General features: G+C 46.4%; 11 protein-coding genes, 1 tRNA gene and 4 pseudogenes. 5 read left to right on the top strand and 11 right to left on the bottom strand.

What is annotated here, in order from left to right; genetic code table 11:
- The first annotated feature begins 286 nt into the window (after nt 1-286).
- The gene (gene trhP, locus BQ1619_RS03435) at nt 287-1,606 is read left to right on the top strand and encodes a prephenate-dependent tRNA uridine(34) hydroxylase TrhP (RefSeq protein WP_114662286.1); all 1,320 of its coding nucleotides are present in this window, start codon (nt 287-289) and stop codon (nt 1,604-1,606) included.
- 203 nt (nt 1,607-1,809) lie between these two features.
- Here the strand turns inward: trhP and BQ1619_RS09665 are convergent.
- The 3 genes and pseudogenes from BQ1619_RS09665 to BQ1619_RS03410 form a co-directional block, all read right to left on the bottom strand.
- A pseudogene (locus BQ1619_RS09665) lies at nt 1,810-2,621 on the bottom strand (GMC family oxidoreductase).
- A gap of 206 nt (nt 2,622-2,827) precedes the next feature.
- Nucleotides 2,828-3,559, bottom strand: a complete 732-nt coding sequence (locus tag BQ1619_RS03415; RefSeq protein ID WP_114662280.1) for a lysophospholipid acyltransferase family protein — start codon at nt 3,557-3,559, stop codon at nt 2,828-2,830.
- A gap of 50 nt (nt 3,560-3,609) precedes the next feature.
- Nucleotides 3,610-4,583: pseudogene (locus tag BQ1619_RS03410) on the bottom strand (NAD(P)H-dependent flavin oxidoreductase).
- On the opposite strand from BQ1619_RS03410, the pseudogene BQ1619_RS03405 reads away from it, so the two are divergent.
- From BQ1619_RS03405 to BQ1619_RS03395, 3 genes and pseudogenes are all read left to right on the top strand, one after another.
- A pseudogene (locus BQ1619_RS03405) lies at nt 4,582-5,068 on the top strand (acyl-CoA dehydrogenase family protein); the annotation flags it as partial. The pseudogenes BQ1619_RS03410 and BQ1619_RS03405 overlap by 2 nt on opposite strands.
- 2 nt (nt 5,069-5,070) lie before the next feature.
- Nucleotides 5,071-6,497: pseudogene (locus tag BQ1619_RS09070) on the top strand (3-hydroxyacyl-CoA dehydrogenase family protein); the annotation flags it as partial.
- A 173-nt stretch (nt 6,498-6,670) separates the two neighbouring features.
- Nucleotides 6,671-7,042, top strand: coding sequence for a DUF2147 domain-containing protein (locus BQ1619_RS03395; RefSeq protein WP_197711936.1), 372 nt, complete (start codon nt 6,671-6,673; stop codon nt 7,040-7,042).
- A gap of 37 nt (nt 7,043-7,079) precedes the next feature.
- Here the strand turns inward: BQ1619_RS03395 and BQ1619_RS03390 are convergent, their stop codons facing one another.
- From BQ1619_RS03390 to BQ1619_RS03370, 5 genes are all read right to left on the bottom strand, one after another.
- On the bottom strand, nt 7,080-7,361 hold the full coding sequence (locus BQ1619_RS03390) for a YqjK family protein (RefSeq protein WP_114662279.1): 282 nt from the start codon (nt 7,359-7,361) through the stop codon (nt 7,080-7,082).
- Nucleotides 7,361-7,726 (bottom strand): phage holin family protein, encoded by a 366-nt coding sequence (locus tag BQ1619_RS03385; protein ID WP_114662277.1) that lies wholly within the window; start codon nt 7,724-7,726, stop codon nt 7,361-7,363. The genes BQ1619_RS03390 and BQ1619_RS03385 overlap by 1 nt, the downstream gene beginning before the upstream one ends.
- Nucleotides 7,727-7,732: 6 nt before the next feature.
- Nucleotides 7,733-8,074, bottom strand: coding sequence for an ElaB/YgaM/YqjD family protein (locus BQ1619_RS03380; RefSeq protein ID WP_114662276.1), 342 nt, complete (start codon nt 8,072-8,074; stop codon nt 7,733-7,735).
- Nucleotides 8,075-8,106: 32 nt separating this feature from the next.
- Nucleotides 8,107-8,511: a Smr/MutS family protein gene (locus BQ1619_RS03375; RefSeq protein ID WP_231968471.1), complete on the bottom strand. Its 405-nt coding sequence runs from the start codon at nt 8,509-8,511 to the stop codon at nt 8,107-8,109.
- Nucleotides 8,512-8,595: 84 nt separating this feature from the next.
- Nucleotides 8,596-8,892 (bottom strand): hypothetical protein, encoded by a 297-nt coding sequence (locus BQ1619_RS03370; protein WP_114662274.1) that lies wholly within the window; start codon nt 8,890-8,892, stop codon nt 8,596-8,598.
- Nucleotides 8,893-9,432: 540 nt separating this feature from the next.
- Between BQ1619_RS03370 and BQ1619_RS03360 the strand changes: the two genes are divergently transcribed.
- Complete coding sequence (locus tag BQ1619_RS03360) at nt 9,433-9,774, top strand: hypothetical protein (RefSeq protein ID WP_114662271.1); 342 nt, start codon at nt 9,433-9,435, stop codon at nt 9,772-9,774.
- Nucleotides 9,775-10,176: 402 nt separating this feature from the next.
- Here BQ1619_RS03360 and BQ1619_RS09660 read toward each other — a convergent pair whose 3' ends face one another.
- From BQ1619_RS09660 to BQ1619_RS03345, 3 genes are all read right to left on the bottom strand, one after another.
- Nucleotides 10,177-10,500 carry a phasin family protein gene (locus tag BQ1619_RS09660; RefSeq protein WP_231968470.1) on the bottom strand — a complete coding sequence of 108 codons (324 nt, stop codon included), beginning with the start codon at nt 10,498-10,500 and terminating at the stop codon, nt 10,177-10,179.
- Between the two features lie 154 nt (nt 10,501-10,654).
- Nucleotides 10,655-10,749, bottom strand: a tRNA-Ser gene (locus BQ1619_RS03350).
- Nucleotides 10,750-10,825: 76 nt separating this feature from the next.
- Entirely contained in the window at nt 10,826-12,076 is a 1,251-nt protein-coding gene (locus BQ1619_RS03345) for an aspartate kinase (protein WP_114662269.1), read from the bottom strand.
- Nucleotides 12,077-12,123 lie beyond the last annotated feature (47 nt).

Below are 12,123 nucleotides of genomic sequence, written 5' to 3'. Positions count from 1 at the left end.
GCTAACTGCATTATGTTGGCATCAGAATCAAATGCGAATTAAATCACTCATATAGCATCATGGATTGACAAAAACTACAGTCCTGAAGCTCAGTGTATAGCTATTGTCTCGAATCTTGAATGGCTTAAATCTTGAATGGCTTAAGAGCACCAAAACTGTCTTAGTCGAGCCATGCCTACCGTTGTCACCTATCGGCATAAAGTGACTAAAACCCAATAATTCTCTGTTTTATCGCCTTGCGCGACCCCAAGGGCAATATTTAAGCTAATGGCATTAAAATACCAACATCATGAAAACACCAGAACTATTAGCCCCCGCAGGTAGCCTGCAGATGCTCGAAACTGCCTTTGATTTTGGGGCGGATGCGATTTATGCGGGTCAGCCACGCTATTCATTACGCGTTCGTAACAATGACTTTGGCAAGATTGAGGTTCTCAAGCAAGGTATCGATACCACACATGATCTGGGTAAAAAGTTTTATTTAGTTTCCAACCTCCTGCCTCACGGTGCCAAGACACGCACTTACATTCGGGACATGTCGCCAGTGGTTGCCTTAAAGCCGGATGCATTGATCATGTCCGACCCTGGCCTCATCATGATGGCACGTGAAGCATGGCCCGATATGCCGATTCACCTATCAGTGCAGGCCAATACTGTAAATGGTGCTTCCGCAAAATTTTGGCGTTCTGTTGGAATAAGCCGCGTCATTCTTTCTCGCGAACTCTCCTTTGATGAAATCAAGGAAGTCCGTCAGGACTGCCCCGAAATGGAGCTGGAAGTTTTTGTACATGGCGCACTCTGCATCGCCTATTCGGGTCGTTGTTTACTCTCTGGCTACATGTCGCATCGCGACTCGAACCAGGGTGCTTGCACTAATGCCTGCCGCTGGGATTACAAGGTCAAACCTGGCCAACAAACACAAAGTGGTGATGTAATTTTACTTCAAGAGGCCAGAAGGCCTGATGATTCAATGCCAATGGAAGAAGATGAACATGGCACATACATCATGAATTCGAAGGACCTACGCGCCATTGAACACATTGAACACCTCACCAATATGGGAGTGGATTCATTCAAGATTGAGGGACGGACTAAATCTCCCTACTATGTTGCACGCACTTGCCAAGCATATCGCAGTGCAATTGATGATGCGGTTGGAGGCAAGCCATTCAATACCACGTTATTAGGCAACCTAGAGGGACTTGCCAATCGTGGGTATACCGACGGTTTTTATGAGCGTCATCACGATAAGGAATACCAGCTCTATATGCGCGGTCATTCTCTCTCGGGTAGAAGCCTCTATGTTGGCGAAACACTGGAAGTAGATCAAGTCACAGGGCGAGTCAAAGTGAATGTGAAAAATCGCTTTGCTGTTGGTGACAAAATTGAAGTGATTGAACCCCAGGGAAATCAAGACCTTGTTTTGGATGCCATGTGGAATCTCAATGATGAACCGATTACGGTTGCTCCTGGCTCAGGCCACTTTGTTTGGATCAAACCCGCCCTTCAAGGCAAAAAAGCTTATATCGCGCGCTACACCAATGAACCCGCTCCACCCGAGGTGGCGACAAGTTGCGCTAGTGGCGAATCCTGTTGCAACGCTTAACCCAATAATTTTGTAATGACTAATATAGTCTCCCCAGCAGTCCCTGAAAAACCGAGCATCAAGGAATGTAGCGGCCACTATTCCTTGGGGCGGTGCTTGCGGGTCAGTATTGGCAAGAGTAATTTGGCCTCGACTATGGGGTCTTAATAAACAAACATGACAAGAGTAGCCATGACTCATGTGCAATTTACGTGCGTGATCATCTACCAATGCAACCACGAAGTGCAATTGAATATCTGGCGCCGATACAGTGGGATCCGTTTAAGAAACCCGCCCGCCTCTGCAAAATTGCTCGCAAACATGCCTCTGCGGGATTTTGAGTAGCGTTGATATTCTCTAAGGAGTTTTAGGGTGCCAGCAACCGAGATGCCAATTAAATTCGTATCATCTGCCTCATAGCCAAATATAAAATCTGGATGATCTTGTAGATTTTGACCGACTCTCGGAAGGTTATGAACCACTGGAATATGAAGTTGCTGAAGATGCTCGGCAGGGCCAATGCCAGATAGCATCAGCAATTGAGGAGAAACAATTGCTCTAGCGCACAGAATTACTTCTTTTCGTGCGCGCGCTTCTTTTTGTACGCCATTTTGGCGGTACAAAATCCCCATCGCGCGTCCTTCTTGAATCACGATACGCTCAAGGTTTGCACTACCAAGTTTTGACGATTTTCCAAATGCGGAAACAAGTAAGCCCTAGCAGCACTGCAACGCTCACCATTTTGGTGAGTAACTTGATAGATCCCTAGACCTTCTTGCGTCTCGCCATTGAAATCTTCACTAATCGGAAACCCCGCTTGCTTTGCTGCAGCTATAAAAATCTCTTGATAGGGGTTGTCAGATTGAAGGTGGGAAACGTGTAGAGGGCCGTTATTGTCATGAAATGACCCAGTTAAATTGGCATTACATTCACTTTTAATGAAGTACGGCAGTAAATCTTGGTATGACCAGCCTGAATTTCCCAAAGATGCCCAGTGATCATAGTCTAACGGATGCCCACGGGAACGGATGCCCACGGGTATAGGTGAGCAACATGGCCGCTGCAGCCAAGGGAGTATTGACAACAAAACAGTCGGCCCCTACCGCCAGCTTCAAAAAGTGCCACCGTATTAGCGCCTGATTCATTAAGTCGAGACGCAACAACTGAACCAGCCGATCCACCGCCAATGAAAAAGTAATCAAATTCGGTGATTGGATACATGACTTTATTAAGAATTGTTCATTAATACGCTCTGGGGTCTAAGCGACGCATTTCACCCTCAATCCAGTTTTCCACTTCCTCTTGAAGTTGATCCTCGGTTTTGCCTGCCACTGTAATAACGGGGCCGATCGATACGGTGATTAAGCCAGGCTTCTTAACGAATGTATTTCGTGGCCATAAGAGACCTGAGTTCTGAGCGATTGGCAGGATATTGGTATCGGTACTGATAGCCAAGCGCACACCGCCACGCCGGCAAGGCTTTAAAGAGCCTCTGGGCGTGCGGGTACCCTCCGGAAATATCGATATCCATTTTCCTTCCCGCAAACACTGCTTGCCTAACTTGGCCACTGCCTCGCGGGCTTTTTCACGATCACCTCGGTTGATGTGAATCATTCCCAAAGACCCTAAAGCCCAACCAAAGAAAGGCAAAAGCAGTAATTCGCGCTTGAATACAAAACAGAGTTCATTAGGAAAAAGTGCTGGGTAAGCAATCGCCTCCCAAGCAGACTGGTGTTTTCCCAAAACAATCAATGGCGTTTGATGATCTGAAGGGATATTGTGTAAGCCTTCAACTTTGTATCGCACTCCGCATAATTTTGAAAGCACCCAGAGGGCTAATTTGCACCACACCACGCCGACTTGATAACGCGTGGAAGACTTCGAAAACGGTATCAACAACAAAATCACGGAGGCAAAAATAACCACCGTAAAAATTCCGTACAAATAAAATAAAACTGCTCCGAGCCACAACATGTTAATAAGTTCCAAAAATCGATTGGTAAAAAGAATGAATCTACAATGGATTAATTGATAAGCGCTTTCTTAGCTGCGACATACTCCGTTTCTAAGGTGTCGATAATCTGTGCTACAGAGGGAACATCATCAACAAGGCCAACTCCTTGACCGGCACCCCATATATCCTTCCACGCTTTGCTACTACCAGCCTCTTTATTTTCCTGCGAGAGCTTGGCAAAGGCGCCAGGATCACCGGCTGGCAAATGATTGGGATCAAGCCCTGCGTTTTCAATACTTTTCTTGATGTAATTACCGGATATTCCCGTGAAGTAGTCCGTGTAAACAACATCGGAAGCGCTCGCATTCACAATCGCCTCTTTGTAGGCGTCGCTCGCATGTGCCTCTTGGCTAGCGATAAACCGGGTACCCATATATAGGCAAAATCCGCACCCATGGCCTGAGCTGCCAAAACTGCCAATCCAGTGCTAATGGCGCCAGAGAGTACGATTGGCCCCTGAAATATTTTCGCACTTCACCGACTAAGGCAAACGGCGACAACCCACCCGCATGCCCCAGCAGCAATGAGAATCAAACCATCTACACCTGCCTCAAGTGCTTTTTCAGCGTGACGCAAACTAATGACGTCATGCAGAACAATCCCTCCGTAACTATGAACAGCATCGATCATGTCTTTAATGGGGGCACGTAAGCTAGTGATGTAAACGGAATGCGGTGCTTTACACAAACCCGCATGTCTTGCTCAAGGCGTACATTGGAGACATGCACAATTTGATTTACTGCGAGCGGACCAACCTTCGATTGTGGATTTCGCTGCTGATGCGAATTCACCTCCTCCTGAATTTGCGTGAGCCCATTCATCCAAGAGTTCAGGGGGACGAGCATTGAGCGCCGGAAAGGACCCCACAATACCAGCTAGACATTGGGCTTTCACCAATTCTGGATAACTCACGGTAAACATCGGCGCTGCAATGACTGGCAGTCGGAGTCCTCGCAATGCCTTTGGAAGATGAGAATTGCTCATAGATGGTGCGATTGGCACGCTTGTCGGCGAACCGAATAAAGGCTTGAATACCATGTTCGTGATGATGAACGCCGCACGCCTTGGAGTTGGTATGCAGAGCCTTGGTTTGACTGAAGTGGCATATCAAAACTCTGCGGCTTACGCCAAGGAACGACTACAAATGCGCAGCCTTAAAGGTGCCACAGAACCTGAATTTTTCACCCAGATGTACGACGCATGTTGTTAACCCAACGCGCCTATGCAGAGGGTGCTAGAGCATTTGCATATTGGGTGGCCTTGATGATTGACACAGAACTATCACATCCAGATGAATCTGTACGCAAAGAGACCAATGAAATGGTGTCCTTATTAACTTAACCCCCATCGTCAAAGCGTTCCTCACGGATAACGCGTTTATTGCAACTAATGAAGGCCTGCAAGTGTTTGGTGGTCACGGTTACATTGCGGAATTGGGAATGGAGCAGTATGTTCGGGATGCCCGCATCACGCAGACTCTGATCCAGAGGTGCTGGATGCACTCGAAACCTTTATAAGGGTGTTGTTCGCGCAGAAGATACGCCCAACTTTGTCAGCAACCGTGTTGGCGTTTTCTCTATCTTGGCAGTATTTGCGCAAGCGCAAAAATTTGGTTTGGGCAGATGCTATTACCGGTAGCAAACTGGGTCGCCCTAAATCGGCAACGTTTCGAACCAGCGATGTCGTTGGACTAGACACCATGGCGCACGTCATTAAAACCATGGAGAACTCCCTACAGAGCGATTCATTTTCGAGTCTATTTAAGGTTCCTGATGTCGTTGCAAAGCTGATTGAAAAAGGTGCGTTAGGTCAAAAGACAAAAGCCGGTTTTTATCGTAAAGACGGCAAAGCGGTCATGGTTCTTGATCCTGCGAACGGTGAATATAAGCCCTCCACCGCCACAGTTGATCCGATTGTAGAATGAATCTTAAAAAAGCCGGTAGCAGAGAGATTGGGATTACTCAGAGAAACTGATCATCCTCAAGCGCAATTTTTGTGGTCTATCTACCGCGACATCTTCCACTACTGCGCCATTCATTTAGCAAGCATCGCTGACTCCGCACGCGAAATCGACTTTGCTATGCGCTGGGGATACGGCTGGGATAAGGGTCCGTTCGAAGATTGGCAAGCAGCTGGCGTTACTCAAGTAGCCAATTGGATTAAAGAGGACATTGATTCCGGCAAAACCCTCAGCAAAGAACCGCTACCGCATTGGATCTTTAATGGGCCTGTGGCGGAGAAGCAAGCCTTCCACACACCAGAAGGTTCTTGGTCAGCTGCACAAAATCGATTCATCCAGCGATCCACCCTTCCCGTCTACCAAAAACAGGTTTTTCGAGCCCCTCTTCTTGGAGATGGCTCACCAGACCCAAGAACGGCTGGCACAACGATTTACGAAAATGCTGATCTACGCGCATGGGTTGACCCCAATGAGCCAGGGGTATTAATCGCTTCGTTTAAATCCAAAATGAATACGATCAGCCCAGACGTTTTAACGGTATTCAAAAAGCGATTGAATTGGCTGAAGCAGACTATTCTGGCTTAGTCATTTGGCAACCTACCTCCCTAAAACTTGGCACTCCCGGCGGCCCCTTCTCTTCGGAGCAAATCTCGAAACTGGCCTGCCCATGGTGATGAAAGGCGGACCTGCTGGTGTCGAACCATTTGTAAAGTTGTTTCAAGACACCATGATGCGTGTGAAATACTCCAAAGTCCCCGGTGGTGTGCGCGGTATCCGGCATCGCTCTTGGTGGTGGTTGTGAGTTGGTCATGCAGTCGGCTCGGCGCGTCGCGGCAATCGAAAGTTACATCGGCTTAGTCGAGGTGGGTGTCGGCCTTCTGCCAGCGGGTGGTGGTCTGAAAGAAGCGGCCATTCGTGCAGCAACCGCGATTCATGCGATGAAGCGGAAAAATTTAAAGCATGCCATGGTGACGATGTGCGTTGGTACGGGAATGGGTGCTACCGGTATTTTTGCTGCCTGTTAAGGAAATCCATCTTTATTAATAAGGAGCTGAGATGTCAAATAAATGGTTTTTAATCGTTCTAAAGTTATCGCCATCCTGTCTGCTAAATAGCATTAGCGCAGACCACTGACCCCGCAATTGGCGTATGGAAAACGATTGATGACAAAACCAATCAACCAGCATCACTCATCAAGATTGATGAGGTTAATGGTAGCCTAGAAGGTACCATCATTAAGACATTCCCGCGTCCCAATGAAACGCTTTTAGTCAATTGCAATCTCTGCAAAGACGAGCTCAAAGATAAGCCGATTATTGGCCTAAAAATCATGAGTGGCTTAAAACAAGATAAACCTGGGGGATGGTCAGGCGGAAAAATTCTAGATCCCAAAGAGGGTGAATACTACAAAGTCAAAATCAGTACCGAAGATGACAAGAAGATGGATGTTCGTGGGTATATCGGCGTACCACTTTCTTGGTAGAACCCAAGTTTGGTACGAGGCTGAGCAGTAAGGAAATCTAAACGATCTTTTTAATACTTCTAAAGATCTTCAATCCACCCCAACCTACTGCCAACAACTTTCTAGCTAGCTTTGGCTTATAGTGCGCCAAGGTGGCAAACGCACTAGTCCAGAGCAATGGATTATTTTTTAGAAAGGGGAAGGCATCAACGCCCTTGGCCGCCCATGAGAGCCGCTTTTCCCAGGGCTTAAAGTGTTTAGCAAACTCACGTCGCTCCAAAACAGAACGCTCTTGCAACGCTTGCCGACGCGTCTCTAGAGTATTTAAAGTGCTACCCATTAAGTGATATCTTGTTGGTCCTTGGCTAATTCAGCAATCGATGCTTCAAATAACTTCGGCATATTGTTGAGAGATTGTCTAATCAGGAGCGCAAGGATGAGCCCAACCCCAATGAAAGCCCCTGTCAGCAAGCTTAATGCCAACATTTTGTCGGATTCCCAGCTATAGATCACAATCAGCAAGGCCAGCATCACTAAGCCAAAGAATAAAAAGAACAAGGCGCAAACAATTAAGACCAACAGGCTAATGAATTTATTTCTGGCAATCTGAACATCTACCGATAAAAGCTCTAACCGCGTCTGCGCTATAGATGCTCCAGTAGAGGCCAGGCTTTTAATGGAAGCAAGGAAGTTTTCTTGAGACATATGGGCCTAGCGACGACGTATAAATAAGCCAATCAGCAAGCCCAATCCAGCAGCCACTCCGACAGCCTCCCAGGGATTTCGGTGAACAAAATCATCTGCCCCCAAAGCTACTGCCTTCGCCTTATCTGTCAGCGATCCTTCTAATCTTGAGAGACTGGCTTTTGCACCAGCAATAGTGTCAAGTGCCTTATTGCGAATGGAGCTAATTGTTTCACTCGGATGATCCTCGGTGACTTTAATTAAAGCCTCAGCATCCACCATCAGGTTTTTGAATTCACCAATGAGTTGATCGGCGCTAGCGGATACCGCTTCCCGGTCGACTTGGTGATCTGATTTTTTTGCACTCATAAATGCTCCACGAATCCTTTATTCACTCTATTCTAAGCACTCCTAGGTGCCGAACCAAGGAGTAGAACCGTCATTCCTGCATTAGCAGCCTTAAAGTGCCTTAAAAACTGTTTCAAGCCCGGGCGTTGCTTAATAAGCGATTGGTATACGGGGCTAGCATAGGGAACCATCTCTCCGAAGCAATACTCTTCAACGCGATCTGCATAGCAATTATTTTCCAGTGCATCATGGACCGCCCTCTTAATATGACCACCCTTTCCGGATGACCCATACCCATGAATCAACACGATAGTCTTGATACCCAACTCTTGCAGCTCACGAATCTTGGCCGCCAGGTTGTCAAGAGCCTCCTCGACTGAAAGATTACCGCGCTTGATATTGAGCTCAACAGTATCCGATATCACATGCGGAGGGATAATGATCCACAGTGCGGACAATCGTCAAATAATCCACGTGGATTACCGCATTCTGGACATTCTGCTATTTGAATCAAAGAGCTGACTATGCAGAATGCTGCTCAATTAGGAGCAGTACTTCATCTCTAGGGTGCGAGCATCAGAAGATTTGTCATCAACCATCAGATTCAGCTTCTTATGCGCAATATCTCGATTTTCTTGAGTTTTTAAGTGGCGATCAATCAAACTGGAGACGTCCTTGCGTATCGACGTATTGCCATACTGCAAACTCTTTAAGGTAGATGCTGCTTCAGCGGAAAGTTTACATTGCTGGCTAACAAGTGCAGATGAATCAGAGGATGTGCTTGCATAAGCGAATGCGGCTACAGAAATTGTGACGGTTGCTAATAGAGTCTTTTTCATTTTTAGTTCCTTATTTTGTAACCACAAGTTGGACAACACTCCAAATCCTTTGCTCTCGTTTTGCGGAGAGCGGCGTATACGCTGGATTCTGAAATTTGCATCTTTCTAGCGGCTTGAGCTGCGCTCAGGCCCTTCCCTATCCACTCCAAGGCCTGATGTGTTTTCGGTATTTGTCGCTTCATTTCATCTCCCGGTTCAGTACTTCATAAATTACATTATGACAAACCCCAAGCCTCGACTCAGAAAATGCTTGGGGGAAACAGGTAGATGAAAAACGGCCTGGGATTGAGAAAAAAACGGTCTGGATTCGGGACGATAGTATTATTTTGCTAACTAAGGAGCCAACTATGCTCCGTATTGCACTATTACTTGCCGCCGCTTTTGCCATAGTCATCACCGGCTGTGCTAATAACGATAGAAAATTAGTTCATGGGAAGTAAACGACGTCTATCAATCCACTACCGCGACCCCGAATAGCGCTGGCGGAAAGACCTATGTCGGGCCTTCGATCAACACGATGGTGAAGCCAATACCTATGAGATGTTTAATCTACGAAGCGATCTATCTGCCCAAGGCACTAACGAATTGCAGATTCATTTGACCTATTTCAATCAAATGCGCAACTACGATTCGGCCTCTCTTCTCAATGGCCCCGCAACTACATTAAAAGTCATCCCCAAAGAAGCCGGCCTATGCGAAGCCAAAGGCTGTATGTTTAAGGAATTGGTATCAGTGAATTTAACGGATGCGTTTTTGAAACAGAATTTGAATGATGGATTTCAGTTAAAAATCTCATCAAAAGCTGGAATTAGCACTGTAGTTTATGTGCCGCCCCAGTACATTAAGGGCTATCTCAAAGCAGTGGATGGCAAGAACTATTAATCCACGCCTAGTCCCCCTGGATTGGGGGAGCTCTTTACGAGAGTGAAATAAAAAACCGCCCGAAGGCGGTTTTTTTTGAAGCAATTACTGTGTATTAATCGGCAGCTTTACGGCTCTTAGCAGCTGGCCTAGCAACAGCGTATTGACCTTGAAGGTTTGCCAAAGCAGAATCAACATTCTTTTCAAAAGTTGCAAATGCATCAGTTGCAGTTGCACGAACTTGGTCAAACTGTTGGAGAGAAGCTTCGAATGCAGTTTTGAATGCAGGTACAAATGCCTCAGAACCAGCAGGAGCAGACTTAGTAGCTTCCTTAACAAACTTAACTAAGTCATCACGAGCGTCATCAATAGAAGCGTCTACAACTTGAGTAACTTCTTTGTTACCGTTACGAACAACTTTGTTTACTTTAGCTTGGTAGCAGCAGCATACTTAGCAGCTTCTTGAGCAGCTTCTGGCTGAGCCAATTTAGCCAATTGTTGTGGATCCTTGATTGCCAACAATTGTGAGCTTGCATCTTGTGCAGCAGCCAATGCATCTTTAGCAGCAGCTTGGTTGAGTTCTGCTAATTCTTGAGCACTTTCAACAGCTACTTGCGCCAAATGTTTAGCGTTCTCAACAGCTTTAGCTTTAGCTTGAGCGATTTGATCGTTTAATTGAGCTTGAAATATGATTAATCCTTTATGAAATTGGGTTACATTTTTTGTTGCGATGCACCATTGTTTCAAAGTTTATGCTGTATTGCAACAATTATTTATTGCTAAGCAACAAATAAATTTCAATAGAAAATTTTTCTGTTTAAATTCAATAGCTTATAGATTTATACGGGCAACAAAAAACCCAACTTTTCATGAAAAAAGCTGAGTTTTTGTCAAAAAGTACTGGCGGAGACGAGAGGATTCGAACCTCCGATCAGAGTTTTAGCCCCGATGCTCCCTTAGCAGGGGAGTGCCTTCGACCAGCTCGGCCACGTCTCCGTACTTTTGCTACCTAACTGCGCCCCACAGTTTAACGGATAACCGCCTCTGCAGGGTTTTTGACTGGGCAATTGAACTATTTTTGGTCTAACTCAAATGCCTTGTGCAAAGCTCGTACCGCCAATTCCATGTACTTCTCATCAATCACGACAGATATTTTGATTTCGCTCGTGGAGATCATCAAAATATTGATACCCTCTTCCGATAAGGTGCGGAACATTTTGCTGGCAATACCAACGTGTGAGCGCATGCCGACACCAACCACTGAAACTTTAGAAACTTTAGGATCACCCGAAATCTCTTTTGCTTCGATGTGCGCTTGTACGGTTCCTTTCAAAATATCCAAGGCCTTTTGATAGTCAGCGCGTGGCACTGTGAATGTAAAGTCAGTCTTACCATCAACCGATTGGTTTTGAATGATGATGTCCACATCAATATTGGCATCGGCAATCGGGCCCAAAATTTGATAAGCAATGCCTGGGCGATCAGGCACTCCGAGTACGGTAATTTTCGCTTCATCGCGCGCAAAGGCGATGCCGGAAATAACTGCGGCTTCCATAGTGCTGTCCTCTTCAAATGTTATTAAGGTGCCCGACTTCATCTCTTGGTCTAAAGGCATCAACGGATCTGTCAAGGATGACAGAACACGGGTTTTAACTTTGTATTTACCCGCAAATTCAACGGAACGAATTTGCAACACCCTCGAACCGAGGCTGGCCATCTCCAACATTTCTTCAAAGGTAATTTTGTCCAAACGACGCGCATCTTCGCAAACGCGTGGGTCAGTGGTGTACACACCATCGACATCGGTGTAGATCAAGCACTCATCCGCTTTCAGCGCTGCGGCCATCGCAACAGCGGAGGTATCGGAGCCACCGCGACCCAAGGTAGTGATGTTTCCTTCCGGATCCACTCCCTGAAAGCCTGTCACCACTACCGCACGTCCGGCGTTCAAATCTTTCAAAATCTTTTGATCATCAATGCTCTTAATGCGCGCTTTTGTAAATGATGAATCGGTATGAACAGTTACTTGCCAACCAGCATAGCTCGCTGCATCAATACCTTTACGCATCAATGCCAACGCAAGCAAACCGGAGCTAACCTGCTCACCAGTCGATGCAATTTGATCTAACTCGCGAGGATTGGCATCGGGATTAATCTCCTTGGCCAAACCCAATAAGCGGTTAGTTTCGCCTGACATTGCCGATGGCACCACCACCACTTGGTGACCGGCACGCATCCACTTAGCAACGCGTTTAGCGACATTCGCAATACGCTCAACTGAGCCCATTGAGGTGCCACCATATTTATGAACAATAAGGGCCATAAAACTGTCTGTAATCTATTGGTTTGTTGATTTAAGCCTTACCACTC

The sequence above is a fragment of the Polynucleobacter necessarius genome, assembly GCF_900095195.1.
Taxonomy (GTDB): domain Bacteria; phylum Pseudomonadota; class Gammaproteobacteria; order Burkholderiales; family Burkholderiaceae; genus Polynucleobacter; species Polynucleobacter necessarius_G.
The sequence above is the reverse complement of the archived record's forward strand: the minus strand, read 5'-3'. Positions and strand labels throughout refer to the sequence as shown.

Coding starts and splice junctions, on each gene's coding strand:
- BQ1619_RS03370 (WP_114662274.1), bottom strand. CDS start 8,892: ATGAAAAAGACTCTATTAGCAACCGTCACAATTTCTGTAGCCGCATTC.
- BQ1619_RS03415 (WP_114662280.1), bottom strand. CDS start 3,559: ATGTTGTGGCTCGGAGCAGTTTTATTTTATTTGTACGGAATTTTTACG.
- BQ1619_RS03390 (WP_114662279.1), bottom strand. CDS start 7,361: ATGGGTAGCACTTTAAATACTCTAGAGACGCGTCGGCAAGCGTTGCAA.
- BQ1619_RS03385 (WP_114662277.1), bottom strand. CDS start 7,726: ATGTCTCAAGAAAACTTCCTTGCTTCCATTAAAAGCCTGGCCTCTACT.
- BQ1619_RS03345 (WP_114662269.1), bottom strand. CDS start 12,076: ATGGCCCTTATTGTTCATAAATATGGTGGCACCTCAATGGGCTCAGTT.
- BQ1619_RS03360 (WP_114662271.1), top strand. CDS start 9,433: ATGTTTAATCTACGAAGCGATCTATCTGCCCAAGGCACTAACGAATTG.
- BQ1619_RS03380 (WP_114662276.1), bottom strand. CDS start 8,074: ATGAGTGCAAAAAAATCAGATCACCAAGTCGACCGGGAAGCGGTATCC.